A 23,203-nucleotide genomic window follows, 5' to 3' on the forward strand; every position below is an offset into this window, starting at 1 on the left:
CTGTCTGTTGCCATGAAATTTCTAGTTACTGCTCTACTGTTCCTCACCCTCGCCGGTTGTGCGAGCGGCCCGCGGCTGGATACCAGCCACCCATCGGTGAACTTCGATCATCGTATCCAGTTCGTCGTCCTGCACTACACCGCTACCAACCTTCAAAGCTCGCTGGCGCTGTTGACCAAAGGCCAGGTCAGCAGCCACTACCTGATTGGCGATGATGCCCGCGCAACCATCTATAAGCTGGTGGATGAAGACAAGCGCTCCTGGCACGCCGGAGAGAGCGAGTGGATGGGGCGTACCTGGCTCAACTCCAGCTCCATTGGCATCGAGATCGTCAATCCGGGTTATCGCGACACGCCAACAGGTCGGGTCTGGTATCCGTACTCCGAGGCGCAGGTCCAGTCCCTGGTGACCTTGCTCAAGGACATCAGCCAGCGCAACCGGATCAACCCGCGATTCATTATTGGTCATAGCGATATCGCGCCTGGCCGCAAACTCGATCCGGGTCCATTGTTCCCGTGGAAGCGCCTGGCTGATGAAGGTCTGGGGATCTGGCCCGAGGCCCAGGCGGTTGCGCGGTATCAGGCCGAGTACGCCGGGCAGTTGCCGAGCATTACCTGGTTCCAGGAAGAGTTGGCACGCTTGGGGTATGCCACGCCGCAAACCGGTGAATTGGATGTGGCGACACGGCGTGTACTGGCCGCCTTCCAGATGCGCTTCCGGCCGGCGTTGTTCGACGGTACGCCGGATGCGCAAAGTGCAGCGATCCTGCGGGCACTGAACCACCGCTAAGGTCTTTAAGCGCTGCGCGCAATTGATGTGGGAGCCGTCGAGCTCCCACCTTTGATCGTTGCAGCCTTTGAGTAGCGCGCTGACTGATAGTTAAAGCGGCAACGCCATATAGAACTGCGTGCCCTGCCCCGGCCGGGAATAAACCCCCATCCTGCCGCCGTGCAGCTGCACGATCTCCTTGCACAGCGCCAGCCCCAGGCCGGCACCGCCTTTCTTGCGGCCTACCTGGACAAAAGGTTCGAAAATCCTGCCCTGCTGGCCATAGGCGATGCCTTCGCCGTTGTCCTCCACGCTGATGATCAGCCGTTCGCCATGGCGCCGCGCTTGCAGGCGAATCTGCCCGCCGTCGCTGGTATGGCGCAGGGCATTGCCCAGCAGATTGTCGAGGACTCGCTCCAATTGCGCCCGGTCGGCGTGTAGCCTGGGTAGTTGCGCCTGTGCCTCTATCACCAGGTCGATGTTTTGCGCATTCGCCAGTTCGGCAAAACGCGCGCGGGCATGTTCGAGCAGATCGTTGGTGTCGCAGGGCGCCAGGGTGAGTTTTTGCAGGCCGTTCTGATAGCGGGAAAAGTTGAGCAAGTCGTTGATCAGTTGCATCAAGCGCTGCATTTCTTCATTGACCGTATTCAGCAGGTCGGCTTCGCGCGACTCGGCGGGGAACTTCGCCCGTTCCTGGAACAGCCCGAACGCCATGTGCATACCGGTGACCGGCGTGCGCAGTTCATGGGAGGCCCGCAGCACGAATTCGCTACGCACCCGCTCGAAGGCCCGTTGCTCGGTAACGTCATGCAATACCATCACCGCGCCGAGGATGTGCCCCTGGTGGTGGCTGACCGGCGTCATGCTGTAGGTCAGCAGGCGTGATTCGCCTTCGACTTCCACTTCCAGGTCGTCAGGTGCGCGCTCCAGGTTGCCGCCGCGCAGCACCAGATGCAGTTGCTCATCCAGTTCCGGGCGCTGTAACGCTTCGCCCAGGCCCTCTCCCAGGCGGGTCTCGTCCCAACCCAACTGGCGCTGGGCGACCGGGTTGAGGTGTTCAAGACGGCCTTGGCGGTCGATCATCAGCAAACCGTCGTCGATGCTGTCGAGCACGGCCTGCAAGCGTTGCTGGCCGGCGAGCAATTCATCGACGTTCGTGGCCTGATGCTGGCGCAGGGCTTCGGCCATGATGCCAAAGCGCCGGGTCAACAGGTTCATTTCTGCAGCTGAAGAAATAGGCAGCGTGACATCGAAATTGCCTTGGCCGATTTTATCGGCAGCCTTGGCCAGCGCCTCGATCGGCCCGCCAAAGCGCCGGGCGATGCCATGGGCGGTGATGAACCCGATGATCAGCACTGCCAGCCCCACCAGCCCGAGCAGGCCGGCGATCCACAAGGCTCGCTCACGCGATTGCCGCACGGTGTCGCTGATGTTTTCCAGCGCGGTTTTGTGTTCGCTGATCAGCCCATTGCGCAAGGCGTTGAAGCTGGCGGTAAGTTTTGCGTTATTGCGCAGGGATGGCGGCGTACTTTCATTTTCGTCGAAGGCTTCGATAAACCTCAGGTAATCGGCCTTGGCCTGAGTGAGACCGCCGATCCTGTCCACACTTTTCTCATGGGCGATGCCTTGGTCCAGCAGCTTGAAATACTCCTGCTTGGATGTATTCAGCGCGACCGGTTCCGGGGTGGCGTTGAGCATCAGGATCAACTGGTCGCCCAGGGTCTGGCGCAGCTTGAGTCCCAGGTCCAGGGTAATGAAGTTGCTGCGGATCAGGGACTCCTGGGTCTTGGCCATTTGCATGACACTCACCAGCCCCAGCAGCAACCCAAGCAGGGCCACGGTGATCAGCGCAGAGATACTCAGGAACAGCCGCGTGCGCAGTTTCATCGCCAACTTCATAAGGTGCAGCTCACAGGTTGTATTGCTTGCGTTTGCGATATAGCGTCGATGCATCAATGCCCAGGGTCTTGGCCGCCTGGTCCAGGGTATCGCTGGTGGCCAGGACGGCGCCGATATGGGCCTTTTCCAATTCATCCAGGCTCAACGCCGCACCAATACGCGGGGAATTGTTGGTCGGTTGCTCGGCCATCCCCAGATGGCTGATTTCGACTTTCTCCTGGGCGCAGATGATGCTCGCGCGTTCTACGACGTTGCGCAGTTCGCGGATATTGCCCGGCCAACGGTAGTTGAGCAGGGCTTCACGGGCCTCATCGCTGAAGCCGCGAGCCGGCCGCGCATACTCTTTGACGAAGCGCGCCAGGAAGCGGTCGGCAAGGGCGAGGATATCTTCGCTGCGCTCGCGCAGGGGCGGCAGATGCAAGGTGATGACGTTCAGCCGATACAGTAAGTCTTCGCGAAAACGCCCATCGCGCACCATGTCTTCCAGGTTCAGGTTGGTCGCTGCCAGGATGCGCACATCGGCGCGCCGAGTGACTGGGTCGCCGACCCGTTCATATTCCTTGTCCTGGATGAAACGCAGCAACTTTGGTTGCAACGTAAGGGGAAAGTCGCCGATCTCGTCGAGAAACAGCGTACCGCCGTCCGCCTGGTTGACCCGCCCCAAGGTGCTTTCGCTGGCGCCGGTAAAGGCCCCGCGACTGTGGCCGAACAGCTCGCTTTCCATCAGTTCGGCGGTCAGGGATGGGCAGTTGATCGTGACGCAGGATTTTTTCGCCCTTTTACTCCAGCCATGAATGGCCCTGGCCAGCTCACCTTTACCCGTACCGGATTCACCGAGGATCAGGATATTGGCATCGGTGCCGGCCACTTGGCGGGCGGTTTCGAGCACCACCATCATCGACGGGCTATGGGAGTCGAGGCCATCCTTGGGCTGGCGTACTTCGCCTTCCAGCGCTTCGAGGCGTGCCGACAGCTGGCGCACTTCCAGTTGCTTGGCGGTGGCCAGGCGCAATTGGTCCGGGCTGCACGGCTTGACCAGGTAATCGGCCGCGCCCGCCTGGATCGCATCCACGGCAGTATCGACGGCTGAGTGGGCGGTGACGATCACCACGCGCATCCAGGGCGCCTGGACCCGCATTTGCGCCAGCACATCCAGGCCGTTGTCTTCGCCCAGGCGCAGGTCCAGAAAGCACAGGTCGAACACCTGGCGCTGCAACAGGGCATCGGCCTGGGCCGCGCTGTTGGCGGTGGCGACGGTATAGCCTTCATCTTCCAGGCAGTAGCGGAAGGTGCGGAGGATCGCGGACTCGTCGTCCACTAAAAGAATGCGGCCTTGAAGTTCCTTGGCTGATTCCATCTGTCCCGCGCTCCTTAAATTAAGAATGATTGATCTTGGTTAGTCCCGGAATAATCGGGCAAGTTGCATGGTTTATTCTGATTGATTCAAGGCCCTATCGCGCAGCTATCTAAGACCCTTCCTACTTATATGCCTGGGCAGTGGGTTTTTGACCCTTCTTGATGCTTCGGCAGCCCCACAGCCCGTTCTGATCCCTTGATCCGACCAACGACCATCGTGCATTTCGCACGGTGAGGATAGGCGCATCGTGCAGGATGCTGCTGAGAAGAAAACCAATGATCTTATAAGCTACTGGTTTTATTGGTTTTTATTCGGAGAAAAAACTGGCACGCACTCTGCAATATCTCTCTTACAAGCGTGATTAACGAACAAAACAAATGCGGGAGAGATTCAGGATGACTCGCCAAAGCCTCAAGCCATTGCGTGTATCGCCACTGCGCCTTCAACAGGGTCTGTTCGCCAGCCTTGCGTTGATGGTGACCTTGATCGGTGGCCAGCAGTTACAGCATTGGCAGCAGAGCCAGGCGTCCACCCCGCAGTTCGAACGCGCACCCATGACGCAGACCCATTTCCGTTCCGTTGGCAGCCACAGCGCCGACGTGACAACCCCACGCATGATGGCCGTTGAACAGGACATCGCCCTGTACGACGAACCTGTCCAGGAACGCTGGGTGTTCTAGGCACGAACCTGCCGCCCCGTTGGGTCGCGACAGGATGGCTACACAGCAGTCACTTCTATAGACGCAAAAGGAGAATCACCATGTTGAGTTGGGCAATCACATTCCTGATCATTGCCATTGTGGCTGCAGTCCTGGGCTTCGGTGGTATCGCGGGCACCGCCACGGGTATCGCCAAGATTCTCTTTGTCGTTTTCCTGGTGATGTTCATCGCTTCCTTCTTCTTTGGCCGTCGCGGTCGAGGCTGAACATGGCCAACTTGTCTTTTAAAACCCTTGCTGCCGCCCTGCTGTTGGGCGGCAGTGGCTTGGCCATGGCCGCCAATGACGGCCAGGCGCGGGCCAATGACCTGCTCAATACCGACCCGCAATATCGCGAAACCTGGCAGGGCGTGGTCAAGCAGGAAGAGCGTTTGCCTGAATGGGTGATCAATCTTTCGGGCACTGCTGAGCAAATGAATGCCGTGACGGAAGACGGTGATGGTTATTTGGTCGGGCCGCTGTGTGAAACGGCCGATACCTGCCTGAATAAACGTCTGATCGTGGCTTTCAGCATGGATAAGGACGATGCCTACGCGATGTTGGTCGAAGTGCCTGCGGGGCTTCCGGCAGACAAGTCACCGACACGGCATGCGGACTACCGTTTTCTTGGCAAGCCGGATGAAGGCATGCAGAAGTTGCTGATGGAGCAACTGAAGAAAGATCCGAATTGGTACTAGGTCCGTCTGCGGGCCTCACCAACATGGAAACCGGCCAACTGCCTGTTTCCGTTTGCACCGCCACCTGACGGCGATGCATGACCAGGGGGCCGGGTTGCTCTGATCAAGGTGGATCGGCGTGACCTACGGGTACAGGGAGTGCCTGCGCAAGGGCCGGGTCAGGAGAAAAGCTGCGACGCAGGTCCGCAGGCCGTTATGGCCTGATGGACTTGCGGCGGGCTTGAGAGTGATCGCTAGGCGCTTATGCCGCCCATAGCTGTAAAATTCCCTTCTGCTACATCACAACCATTTCACGGTGTTACTGCGCGACCATCTATCGAGAAAGTTTGGTCTCGGCCAGACTGGTTTTTCGATGGTATGCGTAGGAATTTTCAAGAGTTTTTCCCTCCCGGCAAAAAAACTGAAAATCCCTGAGCGAGCCTGAAATGGCCGGTTCACGGCATGTATGCCTGACAGAATGTCGCATTCGAACTGACCAAACAGACAGTTTTATTTGCAAAAACCCATGCCGATTCGGCATAGGGTAGGCGTTTACGGCATTAGACTATGCCCCCCCGCATCGGAATAGTTGCGCCTTTTTTCGCTTGCCAGTAAGCCATATCGGCCATCTGCGGTGACCTTCTACGGAGGCTGATGCTCACACTTTTTCGCTCCCGGGCGTTCCAGCTGGCGCATCTGCCTGAGTCCACTTGAAACAAGGGTAATGACATGAAGAAGGCAAAACTAAGCCTCGCCTGGCAGATCCTCATCGGTCTGGTGCTAGGGATTGCAATCGGTGCTGTACTCAACCACTTCAGTGCCGAAAAAGCCTGGTGGATCAGCAACGTGTTGCAGCCGGCGGGCGATATCTTTATCCGCCTGATCAAGATGATCGTGATCCCGATCGTGATTTCGTCGCTGATTGTCGGAATCGCCGGTGTAGGGGATGCGAAAAAGCTCGGTCGGATCGGTGTGAAGACCATCGTTTACTTCGAAGTGGTCACTACCATTGCGATTGTGGTCGGTCTGCTGCTGGCCAACCTGTTCCACCCCGGTGCCGGGATCGACATGAGTACCCTGGGTACCGTGGATATCTCCAAGTACCAGGCGACCGCCGCCGAGGTGCAGCATGAACATGCGTTCATCGAGACCATCCTCAACCTGATTCCGTCTAACATCTTTGCCGCCGTAGCCCGTGGCGAGATGCTGCCGATCATCTTCTTCTCCGTGCTGTTCGGCCTGGGCTTGTCGAGCCTCAAGCCAGACCTGCGCGAACCCCTGGTGACCATGTTCCAGGGCGTGTCCGAGAGCATGTTCAAAGTCACCCACATGATCATGAAGTACGCCCCTATCGGTGTATTCGCCCTGATCGCGGTGACCGTGGCCAACTTCGGCTTCGCCTCGCTGCTGCCATTGGCCAAGCTGGTGATCCTGGTTTACGTCGCCATCCTGTTCTTTGCCTTTGTGATTCTTGGCCTGATCGCTCGCCTGTTTGGCTTCTCGGTGATCAAGCTGATGCGCATCTTCAAAGATGAGCTGGTACTGGCCTACTCCACCGCCAGCTCCGAGACCGTGCTGCCGCGCGTGATCGAGAAGATGGAAGCCTACGGTGCGCCGAAAGCCATTTGCAGCTTTGTGGTACCCACCGGTTACTCGTTTAACCTCGACGGTTCGACCCTGTACCAGAGCATCGCGGCAATCTTCATTGCCCAGCTGTATGGCATCGACCTGTCGGTTGGCCAGCAACTGATGCTGGTACTGACCCTGATGGTCACCTCCAAAGGCATCGCCGGTGTGCCGGGCGTGTCCTTCGTGGTACTGCTGGCAACCCTGGGCAGTGTGGGCATTCCATTGGAAGGCCTGGCGTTCATCGCTGGTGTCGACCGCATCATGGACATGGCGCGTACCGCTCTGAACGTGATCGGCAACGCCCTGGCCGTGTTGGTCATCGCGCGTTGGGAAGGCATGTACGACGATGCCAAGGGCGAGCGCTACTGGAACTCCCTGCCACACTGGCGGACCAAGACCGCGCTGCCGGCTGGCGAGACCAGCCAGGGCTGATCCCTGCTTGATTCGCACAAACCCCGGTAAATCCGGGGTTTGTCGTTTCTGCCAGCCCCGCTATCATTCGCCACATATTTAAAGGGGTGTGACTGATGCTTAATGGCCTGTGGCTTGGCTTCTTTGTCGTGGCAATGGTATCGGCGCTGGCGCAATGGCTGGTGGGCGGCAATGCCGGGATCTTTGCGGCGATGGTGGAGAGTATCTTCGCCATGGCCAAGCTGTCGGTCGAAGTGATGGTGCTGCTGTTCGGTACCCTCACCCTCTGGCTGGGCTTTCTGCGCATCGCCGAGAAGGCCGGGATCGTCGAGTGGCTGGCCAAGGCTCTGGGCCCGCTGTTCCTGCGGCTGATGCCGGAAGTGCCGGCCGGTCACCCGGCCATCGGCCTGATCACCCTCAACTTTGCCGCCAACGGCCTGGGCCTGGATAACGCGGCGACGCCGATCGGCCTCAAGGCCATGAAGGCGCTGCAAGAGCTCAACCCGATCCCCAACACCGCGACCAACGCGCAGATCCTGTTCCTGGTGCTCAACGCGTCCTCCCTGACCCTGCTGCCGGTGACGATCTTCATGTACCGCGCCCAGCAAGGCGCGCCCGATCCGACCCTGGTGTTCCTGCCGATCCTGTTGGCCACCAGCGCCTCGACCCTGGTGGGCCTGCTGTCGGTAGCACTGATGCAACGCCTGCGCCTGTGGGACCCGGTGGTGCTGGCGTACCTGATCCCCGGTGCGCTGGTGCTGGGTGGCTTTATGGCCTTGCTGGCCACGATGTCGGCGACGGCCCTGGCAGGCTTGTCCTCGATCCTCGGCAACCTCACGCTGTTTGGCCTGATCATGCTGTTCTTGCTGATCGGCGCGCTGCGCAAGGTCAAGGTCTACGAAGCGTTTGTCGAAGGTGCCAAAGAGGGCTTCGACGTTGCCAAGAACCTGCTGCCGTACCTGGTGGCGATGCTGTGTGCAGTCGGCGTGCTGCGCGCTTCCGGGGCGCTGGAGTTTGGCCTGGAAGGCATTCGCCATCTGGTGGCCTGGACCGGCCTGGACACGCGTTTTGTCGACGCCTTGCCTACGGCGATGGTCAAGCCCTTCTCCGGCAGCGCGGCGCGGGCGATGCTGATCGAGACCATGCAGACCCAAGGGGTGGACAGCTTCGCGGCGCTGGTGGCGGCGACGATCCAGGGCAGTACCGAGACCACCTTCTATGTGCTGGCGGTGTACTTTGGCTCGGTGGGTATCCAGCGGGCGCGGCATGCGGTGGGGTGTGCGTTGCTGGCGGAGTTGGCCGGTGTGGTGGCGGCGATTACCGTTTGCTACTGGTTCTTTGGCTAAGGCTTAGATCGCTATCGCAGGCAAGCCCACACATCAGAATGTGGGCGCTGGCTTGCCTGCGATGAGGCCCTCAGCGTTTCGGCGCTGCATTGCCCTGCGCCACCACCCAATCCACCATCTGCTTGTTCAACTGATCCCCCGCCAACCCAAACCCGGCGACCACCGCTGGCACCTGGGTATCACTCACCGGCTGGCGCACTTCAAAGCGCTTGGCCGCCACGATCCGCTGGTCACTGCCGCGCACCAGTCGCGCGTCCAGGCGTATCACCACCTCCACTGCCCCGCCCCGGTACTCGCTCTGGAAGGCCTGCAACTGCCCGCCCAGTTCGAAGTCCGCCTGCAGGTTGGTGTCATCGGTGCTCAGGAACGCCACCCGGCCATCGCGCTGGAAACCGTCCAACAGACGGTTGCGCAACAACACCGGCGCCGGATCGCTCCAGCGCGACTGGGCATAGCTGCTGATCAAGTTGCCCTCGGGGACCACGGCAATGCGCGGGCTGTCGAGGAATTCACTGGCCTGCGGCTTGGCCAGGCGCAATGACCAGGTGCCCGGGTTGCCATGGGCTGAGGCCTGGGCTGCCGGTAGCCGATAGACGTTGGATGGATCGGCCTTGGGCAGGATCGAGCAGGCGCTGACCAGGGCCAGGGCCACTGGCAGGATCATTTGGTAAGCACGCTTCATGGCGTGAACTCCTTGTTCTTGTCACTGCCCAGCAGGTACCCGCTGGGGTTGGCTTCCAGGCGACGGGAAATGGCCCGCAGGGAGCCGAGGGTATCGCGGAGTTCGCGCACGGCCGGCGCCAGTTCATTGAGGCCCTGCATGCCGCTGTTCAGGGATTCTTTGTTGTCGCTCAACAAGGTGTTGATGGTCGCGGTGCTTTGCTCCAGGGAGCGCATGGCCCCTTCGGCGCTGCCGAACATCTGTTTGCCCTGGTCGTTGAGCAGGCCGTTGGCGTTGCGCATCAGCGCGGTGGTCTGCTCCAGGGTGGCGCCCGCCTGTTTGCTGACCTGGGCCAGTTGCTGCATCACCACCTTGATATCGCCCCGTTGCTCGGCGATGGCCCCGGTGGTCTGCTCCAGGTGTGCCAGGGTGCCGCTCAGGCGATCGACGTTGGCGGGCGAGAACATGCGGTTGGCGTTGTGCAGCAGCAGGTTGATGCTGGTCATCAGGTCATTGCTGTTGTTCAGCAGCCGGGCGATGGGCGATGGCGAGGCGGTGATCTGCGGCAGGTTGCCGTTCTTGCCCTTGAGTTCGGGGCTTTGCGGAGTGCCGCCGCTCAGTTGAATGATCGAGGTGCCGGTGATGCCAGTCAGCGCCAGCTTGGCCTGGGTGTCTTCCTTGATCGGCGTCTGCCCGGCCAGGCGGATGCGTGCCAGGACGCGACGTGGGTCTTTCGGGTCCAGGCGCAGGCTGGTGACATCACCGACCTTGATCCCGCTGTACTGCACCGCGCTGCCCTGGGACAGGCCGCTGACCGCTTCGTTGAAGATCACTTCGTAATCCTGGAACGCGCTGTCGACGCTGGACTTGGCCAGCCACAAGCCGAACAGCATGGCGCCGACCACAACGATCACGCTGAACAGACCGATCATCACATGATGGGCTCGGGTTTCCATGTCATACCTCGTTAAGCTGTTGAGCGGCATCCAGTGCCGCACGGCCCCGTGGGCCATGAAAGTATTCGTGAATCCAGGCGTCGTCCGTTTCCGAAACAACATCTATGGCTCCCGCCACCAATACCTTTTTCTGCGCCAGCACCGCCACGCGGTCGGTGATGGTGTAGAGCGTGTCCAGGTCATGGGTGATCAGCAGCACACTCAGGCCCAAGGCATCGCGCAGGGTCAGGATCAACTGGTCGAAGGCTGCTGCGCCAATGGGGTCGAGGCCGGCAGTCGGTTCATCGAGAAACAGAATGTCCGGGTCCAGGGCCAGGGCGCGGGCCAGGGCCGCACGCTTGATCATCCCGCCCGAGAGTGACGACGGGTATTTGTCGGCCGCCGACAACGGCAGCCCGGCCAGGGCCAGCTTCACCGCCGCCAGGTGCTCGGCATCGGCACGGCTGAGGCCAGCGTGTTCGATCAATGGCAGGGCGACGTTCTCCGTGACCGTCAGCGAAGAAAACAGCGCGCCCTTCTGGAACAGCACGCCGAAACGCCGCTCCACCAGTGAGCGCTCGTGCTCCGCCAGGCTCGGCAGGTTCTGCCCGAAGACCCGCACCTGGCCTTCACTGGGCTGGCGCAGGCCGACGATGCTGCGCAACAGCACCGACTTGCCGCTGCCCGAGCCGCCGACCACGGCGAGGATCTCGCCCTTGTACAGGTCCAGGTCGAGGTTTTCATGCACGCTCTGCGGGCCAAAGCGATTGCACAGGCCACGGACTTCGATCACCGCCTCGCTGGGCGCACGCTGTAAACGGCTCACCAGCCCATCTCCATAAAGAACAATGCGGCCACCGCGTCGAGCACGATCACCACAAAAATTGATTGCACCACCGCAGAGGTGGTGTGGGCACCGACCGATTCGGCGCTGCCGCTGACCTTGAAGCCTTCCAGGCAGCCAATGGCGGCGATCAGGAAGGCGAAGAACGGCGCTTTGACCAGGCCCACCAGCAAATGCTGGACGCCAATGTCCGATTGCAGCAGCGAGAGGAACATCGCCGGCGAAATATCCAGGGCCACGGCGCACACCACGCCGCCGCCGATAATTCCGGAGATCATGGCGAGGAAGGTCAGCATCGGCAGCGCCACCAGCAACGCGAGAACGCGGGGCAGCACCAGCAATTCCATGGGGTCCAGGCCCAGTGTGCGGATGGCGTCGATTTCTTCGTTGGCCTTCATCGAGCCGATCTGCGCGGTGAAGGCACTGGCGGTACGGCCGGCCATCAGGATTGCCGTGAGAAGGACGCCAAACTCCCGCAGGAAGGAGAACGCCACCAGGTCCACGGTGAAAATACTTGCGCCGAAACTTTCCAGCACCGTGGCGCCGAGAAACGCAACCACGGCGCCCACCAGAAAGGTCAGCAAGGCGACGATAGGCGCGGCGTCGAGCCCGGTCTGTTCGATATGCGCCACCATCGGCGTCAGGCGCCAGCGCTTGGGCCGGAACACGCCACGGGCGAGGGTTTCGAGGATTAGGCCGATAAAGCCGAGCAGCTTCATGGCATCTTGCCAGACGGTATCCACCGCGCCGCCGATGCGCGCCAGCAGTTGGATGCCGGCGCTTTCCTGCGGCTCTTTGACTGGCACACAGAAATCATTCAGGGAGCGGTAGACGGTCTTGAGCAGCGCGCGGTCGGCGGCGGGCAGACTGCAGTCGGATTGTTCGGCGGAGTGCTCGATGCGCTCGGGCCCCAACAGTTCCACCAGCAGCGAGGCGCCGGCAGTGTCCAGCGCGCCCAGGCCGTTGAGGTCGACGCGGGTGCTGGCGTCGTACTGGCCGTCGAGGCTCGCCGACAACCGCTTGAGGGCGCTGTAGTGGGCCAGCGTCCAGTCCCCGGTGACCCTGAGTTGGGGCGGTTGGGTGGACGCGTCCAGGTGGGCATTGCCTGCCGTTGTGCTACTGGTCATAAGCTCCGAGCTTGTTTGGCTATTCCACAATTGCTATGTAATAGCACGATCCATCCTACTTTGGCGTGTCCGTTGGTGCTGTGTCCGTGACTTTAAAGCGCAACACGCCGATCACCTGGCCATCTTCGGTCAGCACCCGCACTTGCCAGCGGCCCGCGGCATTCGCCGGGAAGTTCTGCTTGTGCGTCCAGGCCCGATAGCCTTCCTTGCGCCCGCCATGGATGTCCAGGGCAATGCGGTCGACCTCTTTGCCGTTGAACTTCCACACATGGTAGATGCGCTCGTCCAGCCCGCGCGGTGCGTTGATCGCGGTGTAGGCGTACAGGCCGCTGCTGCGCAGTTGGCTGGCGCTGACTTCCTTGAGGTCATCGCCGGGGGTACGGTCCTGCAATTGGGTGCTGATTGCCACTTCGGTCATCCACAGGGTCGCCGGCGGCACCCAACTGCGCAGGAACCAGCCCGCGCAACCGATCGCCGCCGTCACGCCCAGCAGCATCAGCCACCCCTTGACGCTGCGCAGTGGCAGGCTTACTGCCAGGCTGGGGATCGACAAGACCATCGCCACGCCCAGGGCCAGTTTGTAACTTTCGGCGGTGGTCAGGTGCAGGATGATCGGCAACGCGGTGAGCAAGGCGGCAAACAGGGTCAGGGTGTGCAGCGCCAGAAACAGCGAGCGCTTGGGTGCCAGCCATTTGTAGTACAGCGGGTCGGTGATCGAGACGAGTGCGGCGGCGCCCAGCAAACCGGTGAAAATTGCCTGGCTGCTGTTCCAGGTGGTGGTGACAAAAAAGAACGGCAGGACAAAAAACAGGCTTTCCTGGTGGATCATTTGCGTGGCGTAGCGCAGCAGCGGCTCGGGGATTTCCCGCTTGAAGACCTTGCTGAACAACTGGGTGAAGCTGTTCTCCAGCATCAGCCACAGCCAGCTCACCAGCATGATGATCGCGATCCAGCTGGCCATGCCTTGCTGGCGGTCCACCAGGATAAAGCTGCCCACCCCCGAGATAAAACCGCCGAGTGCGATCACCCCTGGGTAGCGCTTCATCAGTTCGAGGATGCGCTGGATGAGATGGGTCAGGTTTGGCATTCGGCGGTTCGCAGTCTTTGTAGGAAAAAATCCCAGACAGAATAACGTCTTAGCCCTCTGAGTGGCGTGCGATTACGCAACTGCTTTGCGATAACGGAGCACGCCAATCAGCCCAATGGCAATCAGCCCCAGCACGCCTGCGGCGATCCAGCCCAGGGCGTCGTAACTGAGCAACGGCTTTTCGATGCGCCAGTAGCCGCGCTGGTTGAGCAACTGGCGCATGGCCTGGTTGGTTTGCGCCAGGCTTACGGCCTTGATGCGCTTGGCCGGGTCGCTGAAGCGGCCATCGGCGTAGTCGGCCAAGGCGCCCCAGTAATAGTCGGCCAGGCCACTGTTGCCCTGCACGGCCCAGGCCTGGCGGTCGATGGCGGCTTGTTGCAGGCGGCTAAAGGTGACTCGGTCGAGGCCATCCTCAAGCAGCTTGGCCTTGAGGTTTTCGAGGACGTGTTCGGCTTCAGGCAGGTTGTCGCGGTCCAGGTCGGCGTTCAGGCTCATGAACCCCACGCCGCCCAGCACTTCGCGCTCGCTCCGCGGGCCGTAGGACAGGCCATGCTGCAGGCGCAACTGGCGATACAACGTCCAATCCAGATAGTTCTTGAGCAGGTCGTAGGTCGCGTCGTGCTGGTCGTCCAGTATCGGCTCGGGAAACAGCCAGTGCAGCTTGGCGCCATCGCCGACCCAGCCACGGACCAGGTCACGCTGGGTCGCTGCGGCGTTAAGGGTTTGCGGTAAGGCCCGGTGTTCACTGGGGTCTACCGGCTCGAGCTGGCCATAGGTGCGTTCCAGATAGGCCGGGAGCAGTTTGTCGAGGTCTCCGACGATGATCAGGGTCATGTTGTTGGGGGCGTACCAGTCCTGGCGTACCTTTTCCAACTGGGCGCGGGTCAGATGCTCGACTTCGGCACGCTCGGCGCATTTGAGGCCCAGTTCCACCGCCAGTTGATTGCTGGCGTTGTGGCCCAGGTCCTGGCGATCCAGCAGGCGTTGCAGGTGCGAAGAGTGGCCGCCGTCTTCGCGCTCCACCACCTGTTTGGCCGCGTTGATTGCGGCGTCGCTCAGCTCGGTACGGGTCACGATTGCCATCAGCAGGTCCAGCACCTTGCGCTGGTTGCGCGCCGGGGCTTCGATGACGAAGGTGGTGTCGGCATTGCTGGTGTAGGCGTTCCACTCCCCGCCCAGGGCCTGCATCTGTTCTTCCAGCTCGCCCTCGCCGCCGCCATTGATGCCGCTGAATAGCAGGTGCTCCAGCAGGTGCGGCAGTTCCTTGTCCGCGCAACTGAAGTCGTCCAGGCCTACACCGACCACCAGGCGGATCGCCACGTGCCCACGTTCGGTGCCCGGCTTGAGCAGCAACTGCAGGCCGTTGGGCAACAGATAGCCTTCGACCTGCAAGCGGTCAAAGGCAAAGGCGTGGGCCGAGCCTATGAGCAGGCAGGCGAATAACAGGCGACGCATAACGGGGTTCCTGGCGGGTGATGACTTTGGGAGCAGCCAGTGTGTCAGGCATGCATTTGTCTGCTGACACACCGCTATCGCAGGCAAGCCCGCTCCCACATTGGTTGGGCGGTGTTTTTAACTGACTCCCCGGGCGTGCGGTTCGTTCAGGGCGAATGGGTGATGTCGGCAATATTGTCCACTGCCAGCGCGCCGGTCTCGGAGGTTTCCAACACTACATAAGCACTGCTGCAAAACAACGAGTTCAGGCGTTTCATGTCGGCAATCAGCTCCAGGTGCAGGGAGCTGGTCTCGATACTTTGCACGATCTTGCGTTGCAGGCGGCTGACGTGGGCGTGGGCCAGGCGCCGTTCCTGGGCGCGGAAGCGGCGCTTCTCGCGCAGTAATTGGCGGGCGCTTTCCGGGTCGGCGCTGAGGAATACCGACAGGCCCAGGCGCAGGTTGGAGATCAACTGGCTGTGCAGGTCGGCCAGTTCCTCCAGCCCGACTTCGGAAAACGAGCGACGCTGGGAGGTTTTCTGCTGCTGGACCTTGCGCAGCATGCGCTCGATCAAGTCGCCGGCCAGCTTCAGGTTGATCGACAGCTCGATGATTTCGGCCCAGCGCCGGCTGTCGTGCTCGCTGAGGTCCTCCCGGGGCATTTGCGCCAGGTACAGCTTGATCGCGCTGTAGAGCGCCTCGACATCATCGCTGAGGCTGCGCATTTCCTGGGTGATCGCGGTTTGTTTGCCGCGCAGCACTTCCAGCGTGGCGGTCAGCATGTTGTCGATCAGGTCGCCTAGGCGCAGGGTTTCCCGCGCGGCATTGGCCAGGGCCAGGCTCGGCGTGGTCAACGCCGTGGGGTCGAGATGGCGGGGTTTGGCCAGGCCATTGGCCTCTGGGCGCTCCGGCAGCAGCCAGGCACACAGGCGTGCCATGGGGCCGATAGTCGGCAGCAGAATCAGGCAGCGGGTGACGTTGTAGAGCAGGTGAAAGGTGATGACCATGCCCTGGGCGCTGTAGTCCAGGGTGTCCATCCACTGCACCAGCGGGTCAAGGACGGGAATGATCAGCAACAGGCCGATCAGCTTGTACAGCAGGCTGCCCAGGGCCACTTGGCGTCCGGCGGCGTTTTGCATGCTGGTGCTGAGGAAGGCCAGCACGCCGCTGCCGATATTGGCGCCGATCACCAGGCCGATGGCCACATGCAGGCCAATCACCCCGGCGCCGGCCAGGGTCGCGGTCAGCAGCACGGCGGCCAGGCTGGAGTAGGAAATCATCGCAAACAGCGCGCCCACCAGGGCATCGAGCAGAATGTCGCCGGTCAGCGAGGCGAACAGCACTTTGACGCCCTGGGCCTGGGTAATCGGCCCGGCGGCTTCAACGATCAGTTGCAGGGCGAGAATGATCAGGCCCAGGCCGATCCCCACCCGCCCCATCTGCCCGGCGCGTGTCTGCTTGCGCGACAGGAAGAAGATCACCCCGAGAAAGATCAGCAGCGGCGACAGCCACGACAGATCCAGGGTCAGCACCCGCGCCATCAATGCGGTACCGACGTCGGCACCGAGCATGGTCGCCAGGGCGGGGGTCAGGCCCATCAGGCCCTGGCCGACAAACGAGGTCACCAGCATCGCCGTGGCGTTGCTGCTTTGCACCATGGCGGTCACCAGGATCCCGGCAATGAACGCCAGCCAGCGCCTGGCCATGTTCTGCCCGATGACTTGGCGCAGGTTGGAACCGTAGACCCGCAGGATGCCAGTACGGACGATATGCGTGCCCCAGATCAGCAGGGTTACCGCAGAAAGAAGATTGAGCAGGGTCAGCATGCTCGGCCCCCTGTATTGAGTCGTGCTCGAAGTGGAGCAAAAAGTGCCGTGTGCCGTTTTGGGTTATGTACTTAAGCTGTAGTTGGCGAACGGCCTGTGCGCCAGCATCGCATAGCTAAAGTCGGCTTTGAAACAAAACTGTCATGAAATCAGCTTTTTGCAGGCGAAAAAAAGGGGCCCGCATGGGGCCCCTCATTCGGTCATCGCAGGTTTACTGGCCCGGAATGTCCTTGCGCAGTTTCACTGGATCCTGCTGCTTTTTCTTCTTCGCGATGGCGCTACGCATCTTGATGTTGACCGCTTCTACCGCCAGGGAGAACGCCATGGCGAAGTACACGTAGCCTTTTGGCACGTGGACGTCGAAGGATTCAGCGATCAGCACGGTACCCACGATCAACAGGAACGACAGCGCGAGCATTTTCAGCGACGGGTGCTTGTCGATGAACTCACTGATGGTGCCAGCTGCCAGCATCATCACCAGTACCGCTACGATGATCGCCGCGACCATGACCGGAACGTGGGAAACCATACCCACGGCGGTAATCACCGAATCCAGGGAGAACACGATGTCGATGATCGCGATCTGGATGATGGTGTAGATGAACTTGCCACCCTTGCCTTTCGGCTCTTCGTGGGTTTCGTCTTCACCTTCCAGGGCGTGGTACATCTCCTGGGAGCTTTTCCACAGGAGGAACAGGCCACCGAAGAACAGGATCAGGTCGCGACCGGAAATACCCTGGCCTGCGATGGTGAACAAGTCGGCGGTCAATTGCATGACCCAGGTGATCGACAGCAGCAACAGGATCCGCGTGACCATGGCCAGGGCCAGGCCGAAGATCCGGGTGCGCGCCTGCATATGCTTGGGCATACGGCTGACCAGGATCGAAATCATGATGATGTTATCGATGCCCAGGACGATCTCGAGAGCCGTCAAGGTGAAGAAGGCAATCCAGATCTCCGGATTGGTCAGCCATTCCATATGTGTTCCTTTGCGCGAGTGTTAGACCGCGCCGGCAGTAGGACCGGCGCAGTGGGTTGTTACGATTATAGAGTGCTGAACAGCGGGAATGTGCCCAACAACAATGCAGCGAACATTATGCACAGGCATACCAGTACTGCCCACTTCAGGGTGAAGCGTTGGTGATCGCCAAATTCGATACCGGCCAGGGCGACCAACAGGTAAGTCGAGGGCACCAGCGGGCTGAGCAAGTGTACCGGCTGGCCAACGATTGAGGCACGGCCCATTTCTGCGGCGGTGATGCCGTAGTGGCTGGCGGCTTCGGCCAATACCGGCAGTACGCCGTAGTAGAACGCATCGTTGGACATGAAGAAGGTGAACGGCATGCTCACCAGCGCGGTGATCACCGCCAGGTACGGGCCCAGGGCCTCAGGGATGACTGCCAGCAGGCTCTTGGACATGGCGTCGACCATGCCAGTGCCCGACAGGATGCCGGTGAAGATACCCGCGGCGAAGATCAGGCCGACCACCGCCAGCACGCTGCCCGAGTGGGCGGCAACGCGGTCTTTCTGCTGCTGCAGGCACGGGTAGTTGACGATCATCGCGATACTGAAGGCCACCATGAACAGCACGGGCAGCGGCAACAGGCCGGCGATCAGGGTGCACATCAGGGCCAGGGTCAGGGCGCCGTTGAACCAGATCAGTTTCGGGCGACGGGCATCGGGGAACTGCGAGACGCTGATTTCGCTATGGTCGACTTCATCGCCTTGCAAGTGCAGCACACCCAGACGAGCGCGCTCGCGCAGGCCGTACATATAGGCGATCACCAGAATGGCGACCACGCCGGCGGCCATGGCCGGGATCATCGGTACGAAAATATCCGAGGGGTCCACGTGCAGCGCACTGGCGGCGCGGGCGGTCGGGCCGCCCCAGGGCGTCATGTTCATCACGCCACCGGCGAGGATGATCAGGCCGGCCATGATCCGCGGGCTCATGCCAATGCGCTTGTACAGCGGCAGCATGGCGGCCACGCAGATCATGTAAGTGGTGGCACCGTCGCCATCCAGGGACACCACCAGTGCCAGTACGGCAGTACCGACGGCGACTTTGAGCGGGTCGCCCTTGACCAGCTTGAGGATCTTGCGCACGGCCGGGTCAAACAGGCCAGAGTCGATCATCAAGGCAAAGTAGAGGATGGCAAACATCAGCATCACGCCGGTGGGCGCGAGCTTGGTGATGCCTTCGAGCATCATCGGGCCGATCTTTGGCGCAAAGCCACCGAACAGCGCGAACAGGATCGGCACGATGATCAGGGCGATCAGCGCCGACAGGCGCTTGGTCATGATCAGGAACATGAACGTGATGACCATGGCAAAGCCAAGGAAAGTCAGCATAGGAATACTCCAGGCGTAGCGCGGCTAGGGAATGGCGAACCGGGTTGGGGTCAGCGCAGAACGAAAAGCGCGAGGCGTACGGGGGGAGTCGGGAAAAACAGGCGGGTAGGAGCGGACATCAGAATCACCATTGTTGTTGTTAATTGGGCCCCTGGGCGTAGAAAAGCTCAGGTTGGCCAACCGGTCTATTGCCGATAGTGAGGGCGATCCTAATCGCGAAAGCTTTCAGCCAGCTTTCGCTGGGTAAACAGGCGATGAACAGATGCTTCGTGGGACTGGTCTGGTTTTGATGTCTGTAAGGGCGCTATCGCGGGCTTGCCCGCGATGCTGTTGACCTTAAGGCAGTTGCAGGCCACCGGCCGCCTTGTGCAAGGCCCGCAGATGTTCGCCCACCTGCTTGAGATTGGCCTCGCAGGCGGCAATCTCTGCAGCCCGCGAAGGCTCCAGCAGTGCCCTCACCTCTTTGTCCAGGTCGCCGGTCAACGATTGCAGCTGTTTCTGGCGCGATGCGCTTTCCGACTCCAGGCGCTGCCACTCCTTGGGTTGGGGCAATCCATAGCCGCCGCTGCCGAGCAACTCCGCCGGGCGGCTGAGGAAGCCGCTGTTGGCGAGGATCTGCTGCAAGGTGGCATCGGCCTTGGCCATGCCGCCGTTCTTCAGCTCACGGGCACCGAGGTAGCGTTGCTTGACCTCGTCCTGGGCGAGCATCAGCTGTTTGCGAAAGCTGGCCTGTTCCAGCAGCAGCAAGGCGGCGCTGGTGCGCAGGTCAGCCTTGTCGAACCAGGTCCTGCGTTGCTCGGCGCTCAAGGCCAGCCAGTCTTCGACCTGGGTCTGCGGGATCGGCAGGTGTTTCTTCAGCACCTCGAACATCGCCTGGTAGCGCTCGCGGAAGGAGTCGAAGTGATAGCCCAGGCGCAAGGCTTCGCGGCGGTCATCCAGCACGCTGGTGTCGGCCAGCCCACGGGCCTTGAGTACTTCGAGCAAACCGTTGGGGGTGATGTTGTCCAGGGTGGTCAGTTGCGGGTTGGCGCTGCCGCTGCGCAGCAGTTTCAGGCCTTCGACCGCGCAGTTGTTGGAGAGGAAGTAGTAATTGCCGTCGTAGCTCCAGTGCATTTCGGCGGCGTGTTCGACGGTGTCGTTGATCTCCTGGCGCGTTAGGATCAAGGGCACCGATGCCAGGCCACGCAGTTCGGTCTTGGTGTATTCGTCGATCACCTGGGCCAGGGGCAGTACAAACAGGCGTGAGGGGTACTTGCCTACCAGTCCGTCCCAACTCGATAGCTGCACGTCGCCCACGAATGCGCGGTAGGACAACACCAAGTGCTGGTCCAGGTCCAGGCGGCAATCCGGGCCACGAGGGCGGCCCGGGGCGCAGATCACCAGGCGCAGCATGCTGTGGCCCCAGCGGCTCACCAGGTTCTGGTTGGCCTCGGCCAGCAGGTAGTCGATGGCGTACACGCGCTCGGGATCGACCTGGCCCAAAGGCGTCTTGGCAAAATCGTTACCGGCATTGAGGAAGGCGAAAGTGTTGGCGCAGGTGTCCTTGGCCGGCGGGGCCCAGCCGAAGTGTGCCTGGTAGTAGCGATACAGCGCAGGACGGCGGCAGGCGTAGCTCGGGTCGAGGAGGAAGTACTCCATGTTGACCGCGACGAACTCCTTGGGGTTGGTGATTTCGTACAGGTCCGGACTACGAGCCACTTGCCGATTGTGTTGCTCGCGCTCGCCACGGCGGCCGACGTATTGCGGCCAGCCGGCCAGGTCGAGCAAGCGCGGGTCGTCGCTGAGGGTGAAACGGCGGTCATTCTGGCCACGGCATTGATCGGGCAGGCCAATCAGGCCGGTGATGTTGTTCTGGCGGCTGCAGCGCTGGATCAGCGAGCGCTGGTCCTTGGGCCACAGGCGCGCACGGTCATAGATGTGGGTCAGCTCATGTAGCACAGTGGCGAGCAGTTCCCGGCGCACGGTGCCATGGGGGCGCTGAGTCTGCTGGGTGGCGGCGGTGCCGTCCGTGAGGCTGGCCAGTAGCTTGCGGTTGAGGTCCAGCTCCGAGACCAGTGACGCCTGGCCATAGGCATTGGCGGGCATCTCGTCGGTCCAGCCGACGTCGATGCGCCGGTCCAGTTGCTCGATGAAGCGCGGCGGCAGCGCCTGCATGGCTTCATCAAGCAATGCCTGGCTGGCCTGCTGTTGGGCTGGGCTCAAGCCGTCGGTCTTGAGCCGTAGTTGCAGGCTGGCCTGGGCGGCGCTGCCTGCCAGCAGTACCGTCGCAGCCAATAGCCAGGCGGTGAAGCGCCTCACAATGCGAGGATGGCTTCGGCGAGGACCTGGTCGCTGGCGTCGCGGGCTTCTGGCACGCGGGTGCGCAGGGTGTCGAAGGCGGCTTCCAGTTGCGCGCCACGGATATCGCCATTGCTGGCGACAAAGCTGGCGGCATCGTCGTGGGCTTCGCGCACGACTTTGGAGTCACGGATGGAGGTGGTTGTGTCCGAGGTGAAATCAATGGTGCGGCCGAAGGCACGAACAATGATGTTACTAGTAGCCACGAGGGTTTGAGCCTGGGCGATATCGGCCAGCAGGAACAGGCCGAGAACAGCAGCGATCAACGGGCGACGCATGGAATGACTCCAAAGAGAAAGGATGATTATTGGACGAGAATTGCCTGGGCCAGTTCAAGGTCACTGGACTTAAGTTTTGGTTGGGTGCGACGCAGATAATCCAGGGCACTTTCCAGCCGGGCGCCTCGCCATTGGCCGTCAGTGGCAATAAACGCGGCAGCGTCATCCTGGGCGGCCAGTAGCAATTTACGGTCGAACGGCGCCGAGGTCACTTTGCTGGTGGCATAGGCACTGGCGACGAGGCCTTGCGTGGACACATCAAAGGCCTGGGCAGGCCCGGCCCCGCACACGGCAAGCACTGTGGGAACAATCAACAAACGGTATGAAAAAGCCATGGGACTCGACAACTGAAAACGAGCGCCAAGGCTAGCGTAATGCCTGGGCGAGAGCCAGCGCGGGCACCTCTATGTAGGAGCTGGCTTGCCGGCTCCTACAAAACAGCTCCGGCTCAGATGGCCAGGATCGCCTGGGCCAGTTGCACATCCGTGGCCGCATTGAGTTGTGGCGCCTGTTGGCGGATCTGCGCCAGGGCGCTTTCCAGCTTCACGCCACGGATCGCGCCTTCACTGGCGACGAAGCTGGCGGCATCGTCACGGGCAGCACGTACGACCTTGTTGTCGCGCAGGGACGATGTGGCATCGGAGCTGGCATCGGACGTGGCTTTAAGCGCGCCCACAATCGAGTCGGTGGTCACAATCAGGCTGGTGGCGCTGGCATTGGCGGCGACGGCAAGCAGGGCTGCAGCGCTCAGCAAACGAAGACGGGACATGGGGTGACTCCTGTGTATGGGACGAACTAATGACGCGATAGTAGCGGGCGCCTATCTGTTCGGGTAGTACGCAGTGAGAAGTCGTTGCCCGGAAAGGCTATTGGGGTAGTACAAAACGATCGTTATAAAATTGTACTGGTCGATTCTTAAACCAATGAAACTGTACTTGTTGCGAGGCTGAGCACTGACTTTTCAGCCTCCCAGAAACCACAAAACCCGCCTCCGGTTACCCGGGGCGGGTTCTGCTACAACAATTCGGGTTGCTGGCTGTGGACCTGTTAGGTCAGGGCCAGCGGGCGCTAAATCAGCGCCAGAACGGCTTGCTCAGCTCTTCGTAGCGTTGAGCTTCGCTGATCCCGGCATCGGCCAGCAGACGCGAGTCCAGACGAGCCAGTTGATGGCGGCTGGAGATGCGGCGCTGCCACAACATCAGGTTGGCGATAACGCGCAGAGGCAGGGAAGCCTGGGTGTTTACAGCTTTATCTTCGAAGAACAGTTCGGAACTGAGTGTACGTTCCATGATGACATCCTTCCGCTTGTGGCGGGATTAGGTAGTGGTTTAACTGATGCCAATGATCCTCCTCCGGCGCAAGACTCTCTAGATACAGTTCACCTGTATTGTGAGGGGCCAGTTAACTGTTTATAGCGGCTGTACTGTACGGAAATGGGGCAACTGTACCTGTCGGCACTTATTTGGTGCGTTTTAGGCGTTTTGGAGAGCGGGCGTAGGGTTTTTCGGTAGGAAATGACCGGTACAGTAGTACAGTTT

General features: G+C 61.0%; 22 protein-coding genes. 6 read left to right on the forward strand and 16 right to left on the reverse strand.

The window, feature by feature from the left end; translation table 11 throughout:
* Positions 1–12 precede the first annotated feature (12 nt).
* Positions 13–789 carry an N-acetylmuramoyl-L-alanine amidase gene (locus PSFL_RS16270; protein WP_057957907.1) on the forward strand — a complete coding sequence of 259 codons (777 nt, stop codon included), beginning with the start codon at positions 13–15 and terminating at the stop codon, positions 787–789.
* Positions 790–879: 90 nt separating this feature from the next.
* Here the strand turns inward: PSFL_RS16270 and PSFL_RS16275 are convergent, their stop codons facing one another.
* Positions 880–2,667, reverse strand: a complete 1,788-nt coding sequence (locus tag PSFL_RS16275; protein ID WP_397470271.1) for a KinB sensor domain-containing domain — start codon at positions 2,665–2,667, stop codon at positions 880–882.
* Positions 2,668–2,677: 10 nt separating this feature from the next.
* A complete protein-coding gene (algB, locus tag PSFL_RS16280; protein ID WP_305418743.1) occupies positions 2,678–4,024 on the reverse strand; it encodes a sigma-54-dependent response regulator transcription factor AlgB in 1,347 nt (448 codons plus the stop codon).
* Between the two features lie 395 nt (positions 4,025–4,419).
* Between algB and PSFL_RS16285 the strand changes: the two genes are divergently transcribed.
* The 5 genes from PSFL_RS16285 to PSFL_RS16305 all read left to right on the forward strand — a co-directional run bounded on the left by PSFL_RS16285 (position 4,420) and on the right by PSFL_RS16305 (position 8,784).
* Positions 4,420–4,704: a hypothetical protein gene (locus PSFL_RS16285; RefSeq protein WP_186625925.1), complete on the forward strand. Its 285-nt coding sequence runs from the start codon at positions 4,420–4,422 to the stop codon at positions 4,702–4,704.
* A gap of 80 nt (positions 4,705–4,784) precedes the next feature.
* On the forward strand, positions 4,785–4,949 hold the full coding sequence (locus PSFL_RS16290; protein ID WP_003170804.1) for a DUF1328 domain-containing protein: 165 nt from the start codon (positions 4,785–4,787) through the stop codon (positions 4,947–4,949).
* Between the two features lie 2 nt (positions 4,950–4,951).
* Positions 4,952–5,419: an inhibitor of vertebrate lysozyme family protein gene (locus tag PSFL_RS16295; RefSeq protein WP_057957910.1), complete on the forward strand. Its 468-nt coding sequence runs from the start codon at positions 4,952–4,954 to the stop codon at positions 5,417–5,419.
* 708 nt (positions 5,420–6,127) lie between these two features.
* Complete coding sequence (gltP, locus tag PSFL_RS16300; RefSeq protein WP_057444842.1) at positions 6,128–7,459, forward strand: glutamate/aspartate:proton symporter GltP; 1,332 nt, start codon at positions 6,128–6,130, stop codon at positions 7,457–7,459.
* 95 nt (positions 7,460–7,554) lie between these two features.
* A complete protein-coding gene (locus PSFL_RS16305) occupies positions 7,555–8,784 on the forward strand; it encodes a nucleoside recognition domain-containing protein (RefSeq protein ID WP_115127098.1) in 1,230 nt (409 codons plus the stop codon).
* Between the two features lie 70 nt (positions 8,785–8,854).
* Here PSFL_RS16305 and PSFL_RS16310 read toward each other — a convergent pair whose 3' ends face one another.
* The 14 genes from PSFL_RS16310 to PSFL_RS16375 all read right to left on the reverse strand — a co-directional run bounded on the left by PSFL_RS16310 (position 8,855) and on the right by PSFL_RS16375 (position 22,954).
* Positions 8,855–9,466 carry an ABC-type transport auxiliary lipoprotein family protein gene (locus tag PSFL_RS16310; RefSeq protein WP_397470272.1) on the reverse strand — a complete coding sequence of 204 codons (612 nt, stop codon included), beginning with the start codon at positions 9,464–9,466 and terminating at the stop codon, positions 8,855–8,857.
* Positions 9,463–10,401: an MlaD family protein gene (locus PSFL_RS16315; protein WP_057439239.1), complete on the reverse strand. Its 939-nt coding sequence runs from the start codon at positions 10,399–10,401 to the stop codon at positions 9,463–9,465. The genes PSFL_RS16310 and PSFL_RS16315 overlap by 4 nt, the downstream gene beginning before the upstream one ends.
* 1 nt (position 10,402) lies before the next feature.
* On the reverse strand, positions 10,403–11,206 hold the full coding sequence (locus PSFL_RS16320) for an ABC transporter ATP-binding protein (RefSeq protein WP_057439238.1): 804 nt from the start codon (positions 11,204–11,206) through the stop codon (positions 10,403–10,405).
* Positions 11,203–12,351 carry an ABC transporter permease gene (locus PSFL_RS16325; RefSeq protein ID WP_057957915.1) on the reverse strand — a complete coding sequence of 383 codons (1,149 nt, stop codon included), beginning with the start codon at positions 12,349–12,351 and terminating at the stop codon, positions 11,203–11,205. Before PSFL_RS16325 ends, PSFL_RS16320 begins: the two co-directional genes overlap by 4 nt.
* Positions 12,352–12,406: 55 nt before the next feature.
* A complete protein-coding gene (locus PSFL_RS16330; RefSeq protein ID WP_057439236.1) occupies positions 12,407–13,438 on the reverse strand; it encodes a DUF5924 family protein in 1,032 nt (343 codons plus the stop codon).
* A gap of 72 nt (positions 13,439–13,510) precedes the next feature.
* Positions 13,511–14,893 (reverse strand): M16 family metallopeptidase, encoded by a 1,383-nt coding sequence (locus PSFL_RS16335; protein ID WP_397470273.1) that lies wholly within the window; start codon positions 14,891–14,893, stop codon positions 13,511–13,513.
* A gap of 146 nt (positions 14,894–15,039) precedes the next feature.
* Positions 15,040–16,698: a Na/Pi cotransporter family protein gene (locus PSFL_RS16340; protein WP_057442129.1), complete on the reverse strand. Its 1,659-nt coding sequence runs from the start codon at positions 16,696–16,698 to the stop codon at positions 15,040–15,042.
* A 211-nt stretch (positions 16,699–16,909) separates the two neighbouring features.
* Entirely contained in the window at positions 16,910–17,677 is a 768-nt protein-coding gene (locus PSFL_RS16345) for a TerC family protein (protein ID WP_057442131.1), read from the reverse strand.
* A gap of 65 nt (positions 17,678–17,742) precedes the next feature.
* Complete coding sequence (locus PSFL_RS16350) at positions 17,743–19,050, reverse strand: CitMHS family transporter (RefSeq protein WP_057442133.1); 1,308 nt, start codon at positions 19,048–19,050, stop codon at positions 17,743–17,745.
* A 336-nt stretch (positions 19,051–19,386) separates the two neighbouring features.
* A complete protein-coding gene (locus PSFL_RS16355; RefSeq protein ID WP_057442135.1) occupies positions 19,387–21,348 on the reverse strand; it encodes a DUF4105 domain-containing protein in 1,962 nt (653 codons plus the stop codon).
* A complete protein-coding gene (locus PSFL_RS16360; protein ID WP_057442137.1) occupies positions 21,345–21,665 on the reverse strand; it encodes a DUF2388 domain-containing protein in 321 nt (106 codons plus the stop codon). The genes PSFL_RS16355 and PSFL_RS16360 overlap by 4 nt, the downstream gene beginning before the upstream one ends.
* Positions 21,666–21,691: 26 nt before the next feature.
* Positions 21,692–22,000, reverse strand: coding sequence for a DUF2388 domain-containing protein (locus PSFL_RS16365; protein WP_057442140.1), 309 nt, complete (start codon positions 21,998–22,000; stop codon positions 21,692–21,694).
* Positions 22,001–22,113: 113 nt separating this feature from the next.
* Positions 22,114–22,434, reverse strand: coding sequence for a DUF2388 domain-containing protein (locus tag PSFL_RS16370; protein WP_057442142.1), 321 nt, complete (start codon positions 22,432–22,434; stop codon positions 22,114–22,116).
* A 304-nt stretch (positions 22,435–22,738) separates the two neighbouring features.
* On the reverse strand, positions 22,739–22,954 hold the full coding sequence (locus PSFL_RS16375; protein ID WP_007911656.1) for a DUF1127 domain-containing protein: 216 nt from the start codon (positions 22,952–22,954) through the stop codon (positions 22,739–22,741).
* Positions 22,955–23,203 lie beyond the last annotated feature (249 nt).

The organism is Pseudomonas sp. DD1, from assembly GCF_044510355.1.
GTDB lineage: Bacteria > Pseudomonadota > Gammaproteobacteria > Pseudomonadales > Pseudomonadaceae > Aquipseudomonas > Aquipseudomonas shahriarae.

Excerpts from the sequence above, each read along its gene's own strand:
- PSFL_RS16330 (WP_057439236.1), bottom strand. The coding sequence starts at position 13,438 with ATGCCAAACCTGACCCATCTCATCCAGCGCATCCTCGAACTGATGAAG.
- PSFL_RS16340 (WP_057442129.1), bottom strand. The coding sequence starts at position 16,698 with ATGCTGACCCTGCTCAATCTTCTTTCTGCGGTAACCCTGCTGATCTGG.
- PSFL_RS16270 (WP_057957907.1), top strand. The coding sequence starts at position 13 with ATGAAATTTCTAGTTACTGCTCTACTGTTCCTCACCCTCGCCGGTTGT.
- PSFL_RS16275 (WP_397470271.1), bottom strand. The coding sequence starts at position 2,667 with ATGAAGTTGGCGATGAAACTGCGCACGCGGCTGTTCCTGAGTATCTCT.
- PSFL_RS16345 (WP_057442131.1), bottom strand. The coding sequence starts at position 17,677 with ATGGAATGGCTGACCAATCCGGAGATCTGGATTGCCTTCTTCACCTTG.
- algB (WP_305418743.1), bottom strand. The coding sequence starts at position 4,024 with ATGGAATCAGCCAAGGAACTTCAAGGCCGCATTCTTTTAGTGGACGAC.
- PSFL_RS16310 (WP_397470272.1), bottom strand. The coding sequence starts at position 9,466 with ATGAAGCGTGCTTACCAAATGATCCTGCCAGTGGCCCTGGCCCTGGTC.
- PSFL_RS16325 (WP_057957915.1), bottom strand. The coding sequence starts at position 12,351 with ATGACCAGTAGCACAACGGCAGGCAATGCCCACCTGGACGCGTCCACC.
- PSFL_RS16295 (WP_057957910.1), top strand. The coding sequence starts at position 4,952 with ATGGCCAACTTGTCTTTTAAAACCCTTGCTGCCGCCCTGCTGTTGGGC.
- PSFL_RS16285 (WP_186625925.1), top strand. The coding sequence starts at position 4,420 with ATGACTCGCCAAAGCCTCAAGCCATTGCGTGTATCGCCACTGCGCCTT.
- PSFL_RS16305 (WP_115127098.1), top strand. The coding sequence starts at position 7,555 with ATGCTTAATGGCCTGTGGCTTGGCTTCTTTGTCGTGGCAATGGTATCG.
- PSFL_RS16315 (WP_057439239.1), bottom strand. The coding sequence starts at position 10,401 with ATGGAAACCCGAGCCCATCATGTGATGATCGGTCTGTTCAGCGTGATC.
- PSFL_RS16375 (WP_007911656.1), bottom strand. The coding sequence starts at position 22,954 with ATGGAACGTACACTCAGTTCCGAACTGTTCTTCGAAGATAAAGCTGTA.
- PSFL_RS16335 (WP_397470273.1), bottom strand. The coding sequence starts at position 14,893 with ATGCGTCGCCTGTTATTCGCCTGCCTGCTCATAGGCTCGGCCCACGCC.
- PSFL_RS16370 (WP_057442142.1), bottom strand. The coding sequence starts at position 22,434 with ATGTCCCGTCTTCGTTTGCTGAGCGCTGCAGCCCTGCTTGCCGTCGCC.
- PSFL_RS16365 (WP_057442140.1), bottom strand. The coding sequence starts at position 22,000 with ATGGCTTTTTCATACCGTTTGTTGATTGTTCCCACAGTGCTTGCCGTG.
- PSFL_RS16290 (WP_003170804.1), top strand. The coding sequence starts at position 4,785 with ATGTTGAGTTGGGCAATCACATTCCTGATCATTGCCATTGTGGCTGCA.
- PSFL_RS16350 (WP_057442133.1), bottom strand. The coding sequence starts at position 19,050 with ATGCTGACTTTCCTTGGCTTTGCCATGGTCATCACGTTCATGTTCCTG.
- gltP (WP_057444842.1), top strand. The coding sequence starts at position 6,128 with ATGAAGAAGGCAAAACTAAGCCTCGCCTGGCAGATCCTCATCGGTCTG.
- PSFL_RS16360 (WP_057442137.1), bottom strand. The coding sequence starts at position 21,665 with ATGCGTCGCCCGTTGATCGCTGCTGTTCTCGGCCTGTTCCTGCTGGCC.